Here is a 17,927-nt window from a genome sequence, read left to right on the forward strand (position 1 = left end):
TATTTAATCAATACCCCATTAACAAAAATTGGGTTTACATGGTTTACACTTTTTATGATTAAAATATATTTAAATTTCTGTTAATCAATTAGTTATTTTTATTTTACAGTAAAAACACGGTTTACAGTGTAAACCATGTTTTTGCATAAATATTTTTTTGCTAAACGTCAACTCAGCAATGATACAACATGATGAGCGCTTGTCGAATTGAATTGAAGTAGTTTATTGGGGTATTCTTCTATTTTCTTAATAATTAAAGAACAATCATTTAATCAAGGGCTAATATTGCCTGACTTAATTTTATTGCATTATAAACTAAAATAAATATTATGCAATTAAAACGGTCCTCATTTGTTCTCCTTATCTCATCACTGCTACTGATATCCTGCCAGAAATCATTAGTAAGCCCAATTCCAACAGATCCTGCAACGATCAGTACCAAAGCAAAAACTCAGGCTGTGGTACAAACTTTTGATGAAGATTTTGAGTCCGGATCAAAGACCGGGTATGCGGCAGCCGATGTCGCATTGAACAGCGGTTCCTGGAATCTAGATGACGCTTTGATCGGAACCAGTACCTCTGATCGGAAAAACGGTAGCCGCTCTGTTCGTATCCGTAATACCGGGACCTTAAGTATGAACTTTGATGTCAGTACAGGTGCTTCGACCGTTACTATGAATTACGCGGTTTATGGTACCGACGGATCTTCAGCATTTCAGTTATGGGTTTCCTCAAACGGAGGAAGCAGTTATACACAAGTGGGATCTATTGAGATAACCGCATCAAGCACCACTTTAAACACGGCTACTTTTAATGTTAACCAATCCGGTTCTTTACGTTTTCAATTGAGAAAGACTTCCGGTGGCGCTAACCGAATTAACATTGATGATTTTACCATCAATAGCTTTGACTCGGGTTCAGGTGGTGGAACCGGTGGAGGATCTGGAAGTTCAATCGCTGATAATACCAACCTGTTGTTAGGTAATCCAAGCGCTGCCACAAGCAGTACTGCTAATGCGGATAATTACCTGATCGATCAAACCTATTTTATCGAGAGTTACAATCGTGATAAAGGCGTACCCAACTGGGTAAGCTGGTATGTAGGTAGTACGTCATTAGGTTCTATTGATCGTTCTAATGATTTCCGGGCGGATACCAATTTACCTGCCGGCTGGTATGAAGTGTCAAATACCAGTTATTCGGGTTCTGGCTTTGACCGGGGGCATAACTGCCCGAGCGCCGACCGGACTTCTACCACAGCGGCTAATCAAGCCACTTTTTTAATGGATAATATGATTCCGCAGGCCCCAAACAATAATGAGCACACCTGGGCTAACCTGGAAGCTTATGGGCGAACTTTAGTAACCGCAGGTAATGAGATCTATGTAGTTATGGGGAGTTATGGTTCGGGTGGTACCGGCTCTGCTGGTTCAGCTACCACTGTTGACGGTGGACATGTGGTTGTGCCATCCAACATCTGGAAGGTGATTGTAGTTATACCCAACGGAAATAACGACCTGAGTCGTATTACCACTGACACACGCGTGATAGCTGTAAATACACCTAATATCAACACTCTCAGCACAGACTGGACTCAATATATTACTACGGTAAAAGATATTGAAAATGCTACCGGTTATACCTTATTCTCTAATTTGCCCGCCAGTATACGCACCGCGCTGGAAACAAAGCGAGACGCTGGTACGGCTAACTAATAATCTGATTTAAGCAGGTGCAATATCCTGATTAATGCAGATGCTGCCATATGATATCAAAAACATCAGTCGCGTTGATGTTTTTGATATCATTACTTTCATTGGTAATGATAATAGGTTTATAAGCTTCAGAAATACCAATTCGGCCATGTGATCCTTTTATTAAGGTGGCATCAAGTGGTATAACGTCCATCACATATCTTAAGCCTGCTTTTTTTCTTAAAAGTTTGTATCCCGCCCTTAATTTGGAGGTCATAAACATTTCCACCGGATCATAGCCCGGTTTTTTATGAATGTCAACTGACCGTGCATAGTCAGGTGCTTTAGCATCATCAAGCCAGAAATAGTAGGTGAACCAGCTGTTTTCAGCCGCCATCAATACCAGATCGCCAGAGCGTTCATGGTTGATATGATGTTTAACCTGTTCTGTTTTATCAAGCACCAATTCTACACCAGGTATACCCTGCAGTAAGGTTTTTACCTGTTCGGTTATCGTTTTATCATTGATATAGATATGGGCTATCTGGTGATCTGCAACTGCAAATGCTTTGGATGCGCCTGCATCCAACAGCTCCAGTCCTCGCTCTGTTCTGATTTGTAAAAGACCATGTTCTCTTAATATGCGATTGAGGTGAATAGGGTTATCTACAGGAGCAATGCCATATTCCGAAAGCAGGATAATGCGGGCCTCTTTGGTTTGATAAAAAGTTACCAGCTGTTTAACCACCTCGTCAATTTCTTGCAGTTCTTTACCAATTTTAGCCAGATCGGGCCCGAATTTTTGAAGACAATAATCAAGGTGGGGGAGATAGATCAAAGTAAGCGTAGGATTGTGCAGCTCCTCATTCTCCATAGCCGCATCAGCGATCCATTGTGTTGATTTAATATTGGCACCAGGTCCCCAAAACTGAAATAGGGGAAATTGGCCCAGTTTGCTTTGTAGATGGTCGCGTAATTCAGCCGGCTGGGAGTAACAATCAGGTAATTTACGCCCGTCTGCCAGGTAATTGGGGCGGGGGGTTACCGAATAATCTGCCGATGAATACATATTGTACCACCAAAACATATTGGCACAGGTAAAGGACGGATCTTCTTTTTTGGCTTTATCCCATATCTTTTCACCCTGAACGAGTTTGTTTGACTGTTTCCAGAATTTTACCTCACTATCGGCATGATCATACCAACCATTACCAACAATGCCAGTGTCTGAAGGGAATTTTCCTGTTAAATAGGTTGATTGTACCGCGGTTGTAACAGCAGGCAACAGAGGCTCAATGGTGCTTATATGTTTTTGGGCGATATATTGTTGAAGAAAGGGCGTATGTTGTCCTATTACCGAAGATGATAATCCTACAATATCAATTACTACTGTTTTATTCATGATAATAATTTTGTTTTAACCCAGGCCAATTCCCTGATAATTGATTCATTCAAGGGGATTTTTAACGAGGAAGGCAAAACCTCCCAGGTATAGGTCTCTACTTCGAGGTGATGCGTGAAAGGGCTGTTCTTTTGAAGAGAAAGTACTTCTATAATATCTGTTTGGGTAGATTTAACCACGCCCATGTCTTCCTCAAAGATCGGGACATGAAAGTGTGCCCGCCACTCCGTAACGTCCGGATTTTGTCCGTCTGCCAATGCTTCTGAAAGATCAGGATAACGTATCAGCGAACCATCATTACGTTTGGCAATAACCTGATGAAGGTAGGTAGGTTCATCAAATTTTGAAAGTTCGTCAAGTACTTTTGATCTTTCGGCCGCTGATGCCGGAAGCTGGGTTTTTAACGCGGCACTAATTTGAATTTTACCAACTCGAATACCTTTTGCCCTGAGCTGTTCAATGATGGCCGTATGCGGCTCATAACCAATAGCAAAGTGACAAACATCATAGCATAAACAAACGTGTCTTTTTAGTAATTTCTCTGCTTCATCCTGATTTATACCTAATTTTTCAGAGCAGTAGGTTTTACCTTTCGCTAGCAGATCGTTTTCAAACCAGTTAATAAATTCCGGACCTGATTCCAGAAAACCGTCTGGTTCAGGCTCAATATCGAGGTGTAATAAAGTGCCGGTGGACTCCTGTATGTGATGTAATGCTTCGACCACAGCCAGGATATTTTGTGTAGCGATATCCTTAGCTTGCTCACTTTCTTCAGCAGTTGTAAACCAGGGTTTATAACTTAAGGGAGATGTTGAAATCCCCCCATCCATCCCAGCTGGTAATAATTGCGCCAGTATATTAAAGAGCCGGATGGTGTAGGCCACCCGTTCATCAGTAGTCCAATCTGGCGCGTGTACCTGGTCTTTAACCCTGGTATGATGAAAGCCACCGTAAGGGAAACCATTCATGGTGAAAACATACCCATCAACGGCTTGTAACCATTGTTTAAATTCCTGGAGATGATCGTCCTCCAATATGTCTATACTGGCGTGGTTAGAAAGGCGTAGGCCTATTCCTATAGGTTCATGAGGTGATAGGTCTTTTTTAATTACCGGGAAGCTTTCTTTTAAAACGGCAAAATGAGCGGCCCAGCTTTCACCGGCATAAATATTTGTACAGAAGGTTAGATGTCCTGAATCTAATTTCATAAGATCGAAGATGAAAGGTTGTGCGTTGCCTGCTGGTTGAGCTCATGTAAAATTTCGCCTGTTTTTTTAATGATTTCGGCATCCATTTCATGAACCTCTTCGCCTTTGCCTATGGCTGTTAACATCGTAATGGTTAATTGCCCACCCAAATGCTCGCGAAACTCTTGTAAACCCAATAATATGGGACTGTCATCCTGTTCAACCTGAAGTAAGGGGAGTGTAAGCTCAAATCCTAATTTTTGGATCAGGTTCAATACTCTTTGTGATTCATCAGTTGATAAACGGCCTGATAAATTGGAGTATACGGTATCTAAAGCGATCCCCATGGCTACCGCCTCACCATGCCTGATCTCAAAATTGGTGAGATATTCTAACTTGTGCGCGCTCCAATGACCAAAATCAAGTGGTCGTGCTGAGCCGCTTTCAAAAGGATCAGTACCGCGGATATGTTCCATGTGTAATTGGGCGCATTTCCATATCTGATAGTTCATAGCAACCTTGTCGCGCTGTGCTAATAAGGCGGCGTTTTCTTCTAACCATATGAAAAAGCTTTGATCTTTGATCAGGGCAACTTTTATAGCTTCAGCTATGCCCGATCGCCAGTCGCGGTCTGATAAGGTGCTCAAAAACAATTCATCATTAAAAACCGCCGCAGGAGGGGAGAATGTGCCCAGGAAGTTTTTTTTACTAAAGTAATTGATACCGTTTTTAACGCCTATGCCAGAATCATTTTGTGATAGAACAGTAGTTGGTATGCGAATGTGTTTAACGCCTCGGTGACTAATGGTAGCTGCGTAACCAACCATGTCCAATATGGCGCCTCCGCCTATGGCCGCCACAAAAGAATGCCGGTCTATCCCGTGAATGTTGATGGCCTCTAAAACCTGGTCCAGATACCGGGTATCATTTTTTACCATTTCACCACCTGGAATAATCAATATATCCTGTACTAACTGCGTTTGGTTATGTTGGATAAAATAATCTTTTATTTGACTGACCAGAGCAGGATGAGTATTTGCTACGCCATCGTCAATCACAAAAAGAATTTTTTTTACAGAAACGGAAGGGTTGCTGCCGGTTAAAAAATCATTGATGAGTTTATTGGTAGTGTCAAAAAGTGCAGATGTGAAAAAAACATCATAACTAAATTTTACAGTAAATGATTGATGTAGCGTATCCATATGATATGGGTATTGAGACGATTTATTAATGAGCATAATGAGATCAGGTAACAGCAAAAAGTTTGGACAACCACATGGATACCGGTAATAAGGCAGCGATACATAAAGCCGGGTAAATGGAGCTGAAGGTGACTGCCCAGGCTGCGTCCATCAATATTAATGATATAACGCCCGCTTTAACCGCTGCGCCGATATTTTTACCAATGGGTTGTTGGATAGCCTTGCTAAGCGGCTTAAATATCATCCATGCAAAAGGCAATAGAAAAATAAGCGACCATAACCATTGCTGGTTGATAAAGGAAAAATACAGAATGGAACCTATAACTATCGCGTAAAGGCAGGCAGCTATATACAGGTTCTTTTGATTACCGCCATGTACCTCACCCCGACTTGTCATGGTGATAGAAAATATGTAAATAACCGGGATACAGGCAAGCCAATAATGACTGTAAAGCATGGCTGGGATTATACTAACACCCAGTAATAGATTCAAACCCCGGCAAATCCCCATGTTTAATGGGCCAAAAAAGGAGTGATGTTTCCCCGCTTTATTATACAATAAAGCAAAAAACGCGATTGCCAGGGCAAATACACTTGATGTTAAGCTATGCAGAGCCGCGAGGGTTACACCTGTTAAAAGCAATACAGTACCTAATAACGTTGCTTCCGTTAAGGTGACTAATCCACTTGGTATAGCACGTTCTGGGCGCTCTATACGATCTAAATTGGCATCAAAAACATCGTTAAAAACTATCCCGCCGCCGTATAAACAAGCTGTGGAGCAACATAGTAATATTATGGAAAGCCAATGCCCTGCAACGGTAGCTGTAAACACACCGGCAATGGCAATGCCAGCCAATACATCGGCCACCGAGGTAACGATATTGGCGGGCCTCATCATTCGTAAATAAATGAATGTTTTTTTCACTATGACTTTAGCTGATAATAATGGAAGATTTATCGATACGCGGTTGCTGCCCTCCACGCAGAATCGTGTTCCCTTCAAATTTTTCGGTTTGGTCGATGTTCTTTGGAGTCGCGAAATCAGCTTCATCAATCTGACCGCTTTGTGCAAACGCGGTTATGGCATTACGATAGGTTATTAACTCAATATCCTGATCGTTTAAGCCGCGCATTTTCATCAACGCGGCAGTTTTGGGAACAGCAAGAGGATCACTGATACCCCAATCAGCAGCTGAATTGATCATGATACGCTCGGAGCCATATTGTGTGGCAATGTCAACCATGCGTTCATTACCCATTTTTGTGAATGGATAAATGGTAAAAGCAGCCCAAAAACCTTTGTCGAGCACTTCTTTAACAGTTTCTTCATTGTTATGATCAACAATTACTTTATATGGTTCAAGCCCATGTTCGAGAGCAATATCCATACTGCGTTGGGTGCCTCTCTTTTTATCGCGGTGGGGGGTATGAATTTGCACGGGCAAACCGGCTTCTTTGGCCAACTCCAGCTGTAGGCGATAATATTTCTCTTCAGCAGCGGTCTGGTCATCAAAACCTATCTCGCCGATACCAACCACGCCATCTTTGTAAACAAACAGAGGTAAAAGCTCCATCACCTGTTCGGCTAATGGTTCATTATTAGCTTCGCGTGAATTCAATCCAATGGTACAGTAATGTTTTATACCGAATTGAGATGAGCGAAATCTCTCCCAACCGATCAGGCTACTATAATAATCTCTAAAGCTGTCCAGACCAGTGCGCGGCTGACCCAGCCAAAACGCAGGTTCAATAAGAGCCACAACACCCGCATCGGCCATTGCCTGATAATCATCTGTGGTGCGGGAAGTCATGTGAACATGGGGATCAAAAAACTTCATCCCTTTTACCGAACTTAAATCAAATGCTTCAAGAGTTTTTCTTTCTTCCTTATCTTTTTCTATCGAATGGCTACAACACATAATTATATTTTTAATTTATAGATACCTTATCCCAATTTAATGCTTTATCACTTACTACCGACTTTAATTCAGGAATATTACTTAACCATTGCTTTGCAGGCTCAAAGCGGGATTCTGAGATAGCCAATGCTATCGCTTCTTTTTCGGTCATATCATCACGGGTAAGACCTATTTTGATGTCTTCAAAAATTTTATCATCAATAAATCTTGCCACCAATCGCCATAATGTTGGGTTTACCTTACGACCAGCGGCCCATCGCTCACGGGCATAATCGCTAAGTATTAGTGCAAGCTCTTTATTGGCCCGTTGATCCATACCAATTATTAACGGCACATTTTTTTCGGTAAAAAAAGCTTTTAATATCAGTTGATTCCAGGCTGCCTGATCCAGATATACTAGTGGATACGGGTTGTTATACATAATGGCCTCTAAAACGGAGCCGATATTACTACGGACACCTTCGGCGCATCTTTTTACCCATATTTCAGGGTAAGCAAGAAAAGGCAATGCAGCATATAATGCCACCGATTCATTCATTTCTGCTGATAAAAACAGATTTTCAATGGTTTGATAATATTTGTCCTTATCTGTTATATCCCATTGCAAAAGCAACCATACACGGCATAGCCTGTCAATAGTCCAGTTTTTGAACGAATCATTGGTCGTTACAGCTGATTTTCCTGTTTTTCGGGGAATGATCATAAACGCTGTATTCAGGGCAGAATAATCATTAGGCAACTTCCTGAACTGTTGAAGCCACATCCAGGTATCTGGTGAAACATTATCTTTAATAATACCTGCCATAGCGGCCTCTATTTTTGCTATATCATAAATAGGCATAAAAAATCAAATCATGAGGTGAGTAATGAAATATTACGGATATGCATGAAATACTCATGTGGCAAAATAATTGATCAACAATGCAGCTGAAATGATCAATAAACCAAAAAACTCACGCGTTTGCTCAATGTAGGGTTTGGTGGCCTGCATACTTTCAACCAGGCTTGGCTTCTTATATTTTGTTACCCAGTCGCGCACACCATCTTTGGCAAAAAATAAGATTATAGCATAAATTAAGTAGAAAGCCACCAATAGAAGCCATATGGTTTGGTAATATTTACCAAAAACAACCAGTCCACAGCTAATAGAAGCACTCAGATAGATGGGCACCCAAAGCCAGGGATCAACATCATTTAAATTGAGATAGGCAAATACCAAAAATGATAAACAAAAAATAATGTTTAGGATAATTAGGATCATAAAAATTGAATTAATATGGTATGCAATTACGATCTGAAAACCATATATCCAAAACGTTATGATATCTGGTTTGTTATCGATTGCAGTGGCTAATATGAGGGTAAAAATTCTGAAAAGAAAATTTCAAATTTTTTACTTGAAATCAAGACTGGTTTTCTTTGAGCTTTGCCTCATTTGCAACGATAAACCAATCTTTATATAAATGATGGAGCTTTATTGGGGAAATGAAAATACAATAACTCAAATATGTGTTTGAGTACGATACCTGCCCGGGGACACACCAATACATTTTTTGAAAATTCGTGAAAAATAATAAGGGTCATCATAGCCACAGCTCAGGGCAATAGTTTTGATATTATGGTTTGTTTCACTTAATAATTGACAAGCCCTTTTTATTTTCAGATTGATAAAATAATCAATCGGTGAAACTCCGGTAACCCTTTTGAAGAACATGGCAAAATAGGAGGGTGATAGATTAACCTGGTCGGCAATTTTTTCTATAGTAAGCCGCTGGTCAAGATGGCTCTGCATGATCTGGATAGTTTTGTTAATAACCATATTACCTTCCGGTTTAGGTTCTGGCTGAAGATGTCCTCCCGGAAACAAAAAAGTAGCCAGAAAATGAAACAGATAAAAGTTTGAGCGATATAAACTATCAATTTTATGACCTGTTTTAAGGATTTCATAAATATTTTGCCATATGGTCAGGGTTTCTTCATTAAAAGGTACGGAAATAGGCCCCCGTGCTATGGTCAGGTCAAGTGCCTGATTAAATAATTCAATATTATCGCCGGTAAAATGTAACCAATAAATAGTCCAGGGATTATCGTTATCGGCCCAGTAACACATATAACTGCTGGTAGCTGGTAAAATCACAAACTGGTTACGATTAACTTCATAAAGTGTGTTATCTAATATATAATGACCTTTTCCTTCCACACAATAGATCAGTATATTATCCCTGCACCCGTTTTTTCTTTCCCGATAATGGAATTCGGCCCTTGGGAAATAGCCTATCTGAGTTATAAAGACCGGGAAAAGGGAAGGGTTATTTTCTTTAGCCTCCCGCAATGTTTTTAAGGCTACATTATGAAGCTTTTCACCGCTGAAGCCATCTCTCTTTTTGGTATGGTTTTGCATGTAGATCTTTTTGAAATAAACCCGACCAGGCTTTATGCGGATTATAAAGGCCCGGTCAGGTTCTTCAATTGTTCATTATTGGATCATAAGATACTTACTCTATATTCCAAAAGGTAAGCTCACTGATATTGCTATAGTTTTCGCCGCTTGCATTGGTTTTAACCCTTATCCGGATATAACGCACCGGCGGCGGGTTGCTGATAAAATCAAACTTCATGGCTTGCTGACCATCATCAGTACGTACGCACTCTTTGAGCAGCGTCCATCCTTTTGCCTTCATTTCGGCCGTCCATCCCGGATCGGTGCCAGGCAAGGTTGTGGCGGCGTTGGTAACATCGGCGATACCCCAAACCTCAAAATCAAGCGGGTTATGCGATTGGTTGCGACCGGTTTCCTCGATACGGCCCAAATAATCGTACACCTTACCCAAATCAAATGTAAAATGGTGGGGCAGTGGCGACTCATTGGAGTGGAAAATATTAGGATAAGATTGCGGGCCTACGCTGCCGTCCCATAGCTTCTCAAAGCTTGTTCCGAAATCGGCATGTACATCATTCGGCAACGACATGGATTTGAACAGCGATCTATCACATTGCACATACTGTGGCACGATATCCGGAAAATCCTCAAACCTGTCGACTACGAAGGTATCAATGGCGGTTCTTTCTGGGATATATGACGATTGATACTGGATTTTAGTTCCCTGCTTAAAATGAGGCAGCGTAATAGAATTACTATCCGGCGAAAGATTCACTAAAACAGTTGAACCGGATGCATTGGTATATTTGATCACCGTATTTATATTAATGGTATCAGGGGTGTTAAACATTAGTTTTACAGATCCATCTGCATTGTTTTTATACGGGCGTGTTCCGTTATAGGCCCTGTTGAGTAAAGTACCAGCGTAAACAGGACCATAGACCTTTATATTATTTACCTCAAAAGGGATTGATTTATTGCCTTTTGCATCAAAAGAGTATATGGTAAATGTGTAAACAAACTCCTTGAGCCCTGTGATAGTGGTTCTTACGCTATCTGCTTTAGTAGAAATTTTGACTATTTGAGAGTCGGCTTTGTTATTCCAGTATACTACATATTTAACGATACTTGGATCTGAACTTGATTTCCATTTAAGACCTATGCGCAAATTTCCGGGCTGAGTAACTACTGCGTTTACTGCACCAGTATAAACGACTTCGTGATCGCCCAGCAAATTTTTAAAGTCTGTTTGTGTTTTATTGCAACCGTACATTATGATTAATAACATACAGCCAAACAGCGTATATAGAAGATTTTTCATGTTCTTATTTTAATAAGTAATTAATTCATGCTTTTATAAACCTGAACACTATTCAGGTTTGCCATAAAATGAAACCTCAATTATATGTGCAAGCGTTCCACCTTCCCATGTTCTTCCTACATTGATCCGCAGATATTTTATCGAAGGCGCATCAAACGGCACATTAAAGCCCGCACCCTGGTTAAAGAAATCCCTGTCACTTTGATTAACAGCTGTTGATGGTAAACCAGATGGTGGTGGCGGCCAATGAAAATTACCCATGTTTGTCCAATCGCCTACAACTGTACCTACGGCAGAGTTAACAGGTAAAACAGCGTCGGCAGGCAGTGTTTTGTTAGTGCCCCAAATACTGAAATCGCGGGGGTTACCATGCCCATATTCAAAACCTCTGCGCCCCCACATCATAAAGCGGCTTAGTTTATAGGTTTTGCCTACGCTAAAAGTACAGACAAAAGGGGGCTGGACATTTGAATCGGTGTGCCAGCCTGGGTCAGTCAGTTTATCATCCCATAACTTATTAACTGTCCATCCACTGCTGCCATTTTCATAAAGTGGGGCATCACTTGGTAGGGTATAGGTGGCAAATTGGCTCTTATCTAATAACTCTTCGTATAATGGGGTAAGATTTGCTTTAAGGGTATCTGAAATGTTTCCCCACTCATCGGTAATATATACGCCAAAATCTCTTGCTGTTGACTTAAAGCCCCTCACCGAAAAATCAATGGTATCGCTTTTTGTAAAGTGTTGCTCCTCCACTTCCATAGCCTTTGTTACATCGTTAAATGCGGTTACTATTACACCTATATCTTTTTTTAGTGGATTTAATGCTTTTATATTAACCCCGCTAAAGTCAGGCGATATAACTGCACTTGGTCTTACTAACTTGTAAATGGGTGTTTGGGGGTGTACAGTAACTATAACCGGATCAGACATTACCTCAGCTTTACTAACCGCATACAGGGTAACCTGATAGTCTTTTGATTCTGCAAAACCGTTCACTACCACGGTATCTTTATAGTATGACGATTTGGTTTCTCTGCCAACTTTATCCCTTATGCTGTATTTGGCTAATACATAAAGCAGGTTTTCGGAATTGGGCAGATCATAAGTTATATAAGCGCCCCCGTTAAAATTATCTACTTTAATATTGGTTACTACGCCGGGTTTGGTTTTATCTGTAGATATCGGACTGGTACTAAAACCATCATTCCGCTTACAGGAAATTATGCCTATCATTAGCAAACCCATAAAAAGCTGCAATGAATATTTATATATACTTTTCATAATTTTTCAATTATCTGTTAAAATCCTTTTGTTGGCAGATTACCAGTTAGGGTTTTGTACGAGGTTATTATTAATTATAAGATTATCTGCCTTTATTGGCCACATATAATTCCTGGTATTGAAAACAGGCGTTATAATGGTATGCGGACGGTAATAGTTCACAAATGATTCTTCAAAAACACTCCAACCCTGTAATGGCTTGGCCATAACATCTTGTAATTCCTTCCATCGGCGCAGATCCCATCCGGCTTGTGCTTCAAAGGCCAGTTCAATCCGTCTTTCCTGGTGTATGATCTGGCGCAAACCATCTTTCGTGGTAAACTTGCCCGGAGTTTTTGAATAATTTGTCCAGGCATCAACAACCCCTGGTAACCCGGCCCTTGTCCTAACTCTATCAATATAAGGTATCACCTCAGCCGATGTTTTTCCCTGCTCATTAAGTATTTCGGCATATAGTAAATACATACCTGCAAGTCTTATTACCGGAAGGTGGAAATCTTCCCAGGTCATGGTTTTATCATAAACTGTTAAATAATTAACCAGTTTTTTGGGCCAATACCCCGTTTCATTTAAACGGATGTAGTCCTTTGGACCTGCATATGATGAAGGGCCTTTACCTGCTACAAAATAGGCGTCTTCGCCATTACCCAACTTGCCATTGCCATACCATACGCTGCCATCAAAGGCCAGATCGGCATAAAATCTTGGCTCACGGTTGAAATGCGCTTTTACAGTTTCATAGCCGTTGTGGATATAAAACCTGTTGGCATTATCACTGGTTTGTTTGGTGTAGCGGTTGGCGTAATCCCAGGTTTTATCTTCAGTAATGGGCACGCCATTGTTGGTATAAAACAATTCCTGCTGACTTATTGGAGCAGCAATAGTTCCCTGAGCAATTAAACTACTTGCGGCGTCTGCGGTTAACCTGGGCATAAAATATTCCTGGTTACCAAATCCAAAATGCCCGTTTAAGGCCCATATCAGTTCAGGGTTTGTTTCCCATTTATCGGTAATGGTGGTTTGCAGGTTTAATACCTTCTTTAACGAATCGGTAAGGTTTGCAGGAATGTTTGCTGTAAGGTCGGTTGTTATGTGTAACCTGGCACCATTTGCTTCGGCGCTTTTAATAGCATCAAGACATGCGGTGGCAGCCCTGTCCCATTTTGTAGCATCATAGGTTGCACTAAAAAGCACCTGACCATCTTTATTCTTTAATGACGACAGATCTGGATTGCCATTAAATAAAGGGCTTGCTGCGGTTGCCAGTACCTCTGCCTTTACACACAGGGCAATTGTTTTTGTTATGCGTCCCAGTTCCTGGGCCTGGTTCTGAATAACCGGAGGCAAACCGGGTACAGCCTGATCAAGCAGTCTAACTATATAGTTTACTACGGAATCTGCCGGTGCCCTTTTTACTTTTGTTTCGTCTGTTGTGGCATTAATAGGCAGGTTTACATCAATAATAGGTATAGGGCCATACATCCTGTACAGATAGTAATTATAGTAAGCTTTCAAAAATTTTGTTTCGGCTATCCATCGTTCCTTTTCAGCTGCGCTCAGATCAATAGGTTTATCAATATTTTCGAGCATGGTATTGCATTTCCTGATAGCTTTAAATAATGCCTGACCGCTGCCTTCGCCATCCCAATAATTAAGCGCGGGGGTTTGAGCGCTTTGCGTTCCGCGCACCAGGTTAAAACCCTGCGTGTTAACACTGTTGTTATCGGTAAGGTCATTTGGAAAAAGAGTTTCTCCCGAGGTTACAAAACCTACATTTGTCTGTACGTTAGCAAAGTTTTGCAGTGCATTGTAACATCCAAAAAGATAATTTTCGGCCTCATTACGGTTTCTGAAGGCATAATCAATAGTACCAACATTGTCAGGGACAACATCAAGGTACTTTTTACATGATACACCCGTAATTGCTAAGGCTACCATGAATAAATATTTGTAATATGATTTCATATTCTTAAACAAATTGTCAGTTAATAATTACAGGTTAACATTTATACCTACGTTAAATACCTTTTGTATAGGATAGTTAAACCCTCTGCCGCCCAATTCCGGATCCCACATTTTAAAGGGGCTCCAGGTAAGCAGATTTAAACCGTTAAAATATATGCGGGTCTTTCTTACTCCTAAGCTTTTAGCAATTTTATCTGGCAGGGTATATCCTAACTCGGCTGATTTGAGCCTTAGGAAACTACCATCGCGCATCCACCAGGTACTGTTTTGCCTGTTGTTTTCTATTTGAGCGCCGTTAATACCTAACCTTGGATATAAAGCATATAAATTCTGGTTATCTTCTGACCAGTGGTTATCGGCATAGGCCTTCAATAATTGTGTATTACCGTTATAGTAGTTATCAGGGCTTTGTATAAAAGGACTGGTACGAGCCGGATCAATAAAGAAAGAAACCTTTGCCTGTCCCTGGAAAAATGCCGAAAGATCAAAGCCATGCCAGCCCCCGCTTACACCAAAACCATATACTATTTGAGGGATGGTTGGATCGCCCAGGAATGTTTGATCGGCGCCATCTATTTTGCCGTCGCCATTAAGGTCACGATATTTAATATCACCCCCTTGAGGCGGGAAGCCATTTGTACTAAAAATTTGTGTTGGTGAGTTTCTCGCTTCCTCATCATCAACAAATAAGCGCTCGGCTACATAACCAAAATTGCGATTGAGCGGCTGTCCGGTTAAAAGCCTGTATTTTTCGTTGTAATCAGGCTCTTCATACTGAACATATTTGTTTGCGGTATAGGTGAAATTTGCTCTTGCAGATAAAAAACCACCCTTGCCTATGCTTGTTTTACCATCAATCTGGATATCAATTCCTTTCGACTCTACTTTACCAATGTTTGCAGCTATGGCCGCTTCCAGACCCATTGTTGAAGGTATATTATTCCGGTTTTGCAGTACATCATATTTATTGTTTTTGTAAACCTCGGCAGTTACATTGAAGTTTTTAAGAACGGTGAATTCCAAACCCAGATTAAGTTGTTTAGATTTTTCCCAGGTTACATCATCATTTTCATAGTTATTGATGCTAACACCACCGTGACTGTAATCGTTATTGGTGCCGAATGAAGCACCACCACCACCATTAAGATTGACATCAGACAGGTAGAAGAACCTGCGGTTACTGATCTGGTCATTACCTACTAAACCGTAACTGGCACGCAATTTAAAGCGATCAAACACATTATACAGGTCACCCCAGAATTTCTCCTCAGACAGGACCCATGATGCGCCGATAGTTGGGAAAAAACCCAGCCTGTGGTTATCAGAAAAACGCTCAGAACCGTTATAACCAAAGTTAAACTCCAGAAAATATTTGCTTTTAAATGCATAGGTGGCCCGGCCGGCGAGCGTTTGATTACGGTATGGTAATGAATATTGCAGCGTATACTGGTTAAGATCAGGGTCTTTATTGTTGGAATATACTTGCTGCTGCCGGGTACCAATTAAAGCCCCACTTATGGAATGGTTAGTGCCAAAAGTTCTGCTGTACTCTAATACTCCCTGCAGATAAAGCTGGGTTTGCAGATTATCAGATCCCGTATCCCGGTTATAGTTAAGGTATTCCTGGGCCTGTCCGGGCTGGGAATTTATCCATTGTAAGGTATACTGGTTTGATGCCTTATCATAATTACCGATGGTATAATAAAAGGGGTTATAGGCCATGCTTGATTCAAAGTAGGCATAACGGTTTGTACTAAAAATGGCGTGGAAGTTTAGACCCTGGGTTACAAACTCTAAATTTTGATTTAGCTCCAATTGGGCAAGCAACCTTGATTCGTTAGAGTTTTTATGCCCCCGTAACAGATCGGCATACGGATTACGCGTTTGTGTTGTATTCGGGCTTGTTCCGGGTACATTACCAAAAAGAATGTGTTTAACATTCAGATTGGCAGAATCCGGCTCAAAATAAGCCGGAAATAAAACCGGACTGGTATGTGTTGCCTCGTTGTAAAGATCGGTTGAAAAGCCTCCATCGGCACTTTGCGGCCCGTTATACTGGTTAAATGTGCCCGACAGACGAACAACAAGCTCTGTTTTATCACTTACATTGATATTTATATTTGAACGCAGCTGATAATTAGTAAACTTAACGTTATTGTTATTATTGTTCCTGATGTCGGTTCTTAATATACCGTTATCATTGCTGTATGAGCCGGCAACGTAGTAGCGTGCAGCACCACCGCCACCTTGTATGCTCATATCTGCACGCTGTGTATCGGTATGCTTTTTAAATAGCAAACCAAGCCAGTCGACCGCAGGATACACAAAGGAATTGCTTCCCGGATCGCCTCTCATCGCAGCCTCTGTATTGGCTATTTTATTAGCCGAAAAAGGCCGTTCGGCCAATGGGTTACGGGTAATGGTAGCCTCATTGTAAAGTTTCATGTAAGTTATAGGATCGGCAAGCTCAATACTTTTTACAGATTGCGATCTGGCGTTTTCGACCCTCACATTAATTTGCGCTTTGCCGGCCTTGCCTTCTTTTGTTTTAACCAGGATAACACCGTTACCCCCACGGGCTCCGTATAAAGCGGTGGCGCTCGCGTCTTTTAATATCGAAAAGCTTTCTATATCATCCACATTTAAGCGGGCCAGATCATTTGCGGTTAACTCCACGTTATCAATCAGGATCAAGGGGCTTTGACGATAACCGAAAGTAGTTACCCCCCTGATAAAGAATTGCGCGTTATCCTGTCCCGGTTGCCCGCTTGGTGTGTAGGCTATAATACCTGCAACCTGGCCCGCCAACGCGTTGGTAAGGTTACTTGCAGGTATTTTTAAATTGGCAGGTTTTACCGTAGTAACAGATCCCACTATGGCTTCGCGTGTCTGTTTTCTGTTGTAGGCAGTTACAACCACTTCATCTGCAGTTTGCACGTCTTCTTCCAGTGTTATATTAAATGTCTTGGTTTGGGGTGTTACGGTGAGCGTTTGCGATTTAAAACCGACAAAAGTTAATTTAATTACAGCATTATCTTTTACATCTAAAATAAACTTACCGTTAACATCTGTTACCGTACCCTGCTTAGAGTTACCAACAACAGAAACACTCACCCCTGCCAGGGGCACACCCTTGCTATCCTTGACCGATCCTGTTACAGTTACATCGGCCACAATCAAGGCAGGTGTAACGGCGGGTTTCGCCACAGTCGCCGCCTTAATAATGATGGATTTGCCATCAATAATGTAAGAGAGCCGGAAAGTTTTCAAAGCAGTATTCAGGGCTTCTTCAAGAGTGGTGTTTTTAAAGTCGACGTTTAGCGTATAATTCTTTTGAGGTCCCTTGGGAGACCAAAATACATTATACCCGGTTTGCCGGTTGATTTCACTGAAGAGCTGCTTTAATGTAACGTTGTTTTGTTTGTAAGTTATTTTTTGCGAAAAGACCGATGCGCTAACCTGCATAAATGCAAGCAGGAGTATAAGGCTCGTTATTTTCATTATAAGAAGGAATTTCTTGGTGTAGCACGAAGGCGTACAAATGTTTGTAGTAAAATTTTTGTACATTTG

Annotated in this window: 13 protein-coding genes; 1 reads left to right on the forward strand and 12 read right to left on the reverse strand. The window is 41.2% G+C overall.

The window, feature by feature from the left end; genetic code table 11:
* Positions 1-329 precede the first annotated feature (329 nt).
* Positions 330-1,715 (forward strand): DNA/RNA non-specific endonuclease, encoded by a 1,386-nt coding sequence (locus AC57BQ_RS06325; RefSeq protein WP_496405464.1) that lies wholly within the window; start codon positions 330-332, stop codon positions 1,713-1,715.
* 31 nt (positions 1,716-1,746) lie between these two features.
* Here AC57BQ_RS06325 and AC57BQ_RS06330 read toward each other — a convergent pair whose 3' ends face one another.
* The 12 genes from AC57BQ_RS06330 to AC57BQ_RS06385 all read right to left on the reverse strand — a co-directional run bounded on the left by AC57BQ_RS06330 (position 1,747) and on the right by AC57BQ_RS06385 (position 17,858).
* Complete coding sequence (locus AC57BQ_RS06330; RefSeq protein WP_496405465.1) at positions 1,747-3,096, reverse strand: alkaline phosphatase family protein; 1,350 nt, start codon at positions 3,094-3,096, stop codon at positions 1,747-1,749.
* Positions 3,093-4,304, reverse strand: coding sequence for a metabolite traffic protein EboE (gene eboE, locus AC57BQ_RS06335; protein WP_496405466.1), 1,212 nt, complete (start codon positions 4,302-4,304; stop codon positions 3,093-3,095). Before eboE ends, AC57BQ_RS06330 begins: the two co-directional genes overlap by 4 nt.
* On the reverse strand, positions 4,301-5,485 hold the full coding sequence (locus AC57BQ_RS06340) for a 3-dehydroquinate synthase (RefSeq protein ID WP_496405467.1): 1,185 nt from the start codon (positions 5,483-5,485) through the stop codon (positions 4,301-4,303). The genes eboE and AC57BQ_RS06340 overlap by 4 nt, the downstream gene beginning before the upstream one ends.
* 43 nt (positions 5,486-5,528) lie before the next feature.
* The gene (gene eboC, locus AC57BQ_RS06345) at positions 5,529-6,413 is read right to left on the reverse strand and encodes a UbiA-like protein EboC (RefSeq protein ID WP_496405468.1); all 885 of its coding nucleotides are present in this window, start codon (positions 6,411-6,413) and stop codon (positions 5,529-5,531) included.
* Positions 6,414-6,420: 7 nt separating this feature from the next.
* Positions 6,421-7,407 carry a TatD family hydrolase gene (locus AC57BQ_RS06350; RefSeq protein WP_496405469.1) on the reverse strand — a complete coding sequence of 329 codons (987 nt, stop codon included), beginning with the start codon at positions 7,405-7,407 and terminating at the stop codon, positions 6,421-6,423.
* A 10-nt stretch (positions 7,408-7,417) separates the two neighbouring features.
* A complete protein-coding gene (locus tag AC57BQ_RS06355) occupies positions 7,418-8,248 on the reverse strand; it encodes an EboA domain-containing protein (protein ID WP_496405470.1) in 831 nt (276 codons plus the stop codon).
* Between the two features lie 54 nt (positions 8,249-8,302).
* The gene (locus AC57BQ_RS06360; protein WP_496405471.1) at positions 8,303-8,668 is read right to left on the reverse strand and encodes a transmembrane 220 family protein; all 366 of its coding nucleotides are present in this window, start codon (positions 8,666-8,668) and stop codon (positions 8,303-8,305) included.
* 240 nt (positions 8,669-8,908) lie between these two features.
* Positions 8,909-9,808 carry an AraC family transcriptional regulator gene (locus tag AC57BQ_RS06365; RefSeq protein WP_496405472.1) on the reverse strand — a complete coding sequence of 300 codons (900 nt, stop codon included), beginning with the start codon at positions 9,806-9,808 and terminating at the stop codon, positions 8,909-8,911.
* Between the two features lie 94 nt (positions 9,809-9,902).
* The gene (locus AC57BQ_RS06370; RefSeq protein ID WP_496405473.1) at positions 9,903-11,108 is read right to left on the reverse strand and encodes a DUF4998 domain-containing protein; all 1,206 of its coding nucleotides are present in this window, start codon (positions 11,106-11,108) and stop codon (positions 9,903-9,905) included.
* Positions 11,109-11,156: 48 nt separating this feature from the next.
* Entirely contained in the window at positions 11,157-12,392 is a 1,236-nt protein-coding gene (locus AC57BQ_RS06375; protein WP_496405474.1) for a DUF4959 domain-containing protein, read from the reverse strand.
* A 39-nt stretch (positions 12,393-12,431) separates the two neighbouring features.
* A complete protein-coding gene (locus tag AC57BQ_RS06380) occupies positions 12,432-14,357 on the reverse strand; it encodes a RagB/SusD family nutrient uptake outer membrane protein (protein WP_496405475.1) in 1,926 nt (641 codons plus the stop codon).
* Between the two features lie 27 nt (positions 14,358-14,384).
* Positions 14,385-17,858, reverse strand: a complete 3,474-nt coding sequence (locus AC57BQ_RS06385) for a TonB-dependent receptor (protein WP_496405476.1) — start codon at positions 17,856-17,858, stop codon at positions 14,385-14,387.
* Positions 17,859-17,927 lie beyond the last annotated feature (69 nt).

The organism is Mucilaginibacter sp. BGA-UO-ETr-C110, assembly GCF_059567985.1.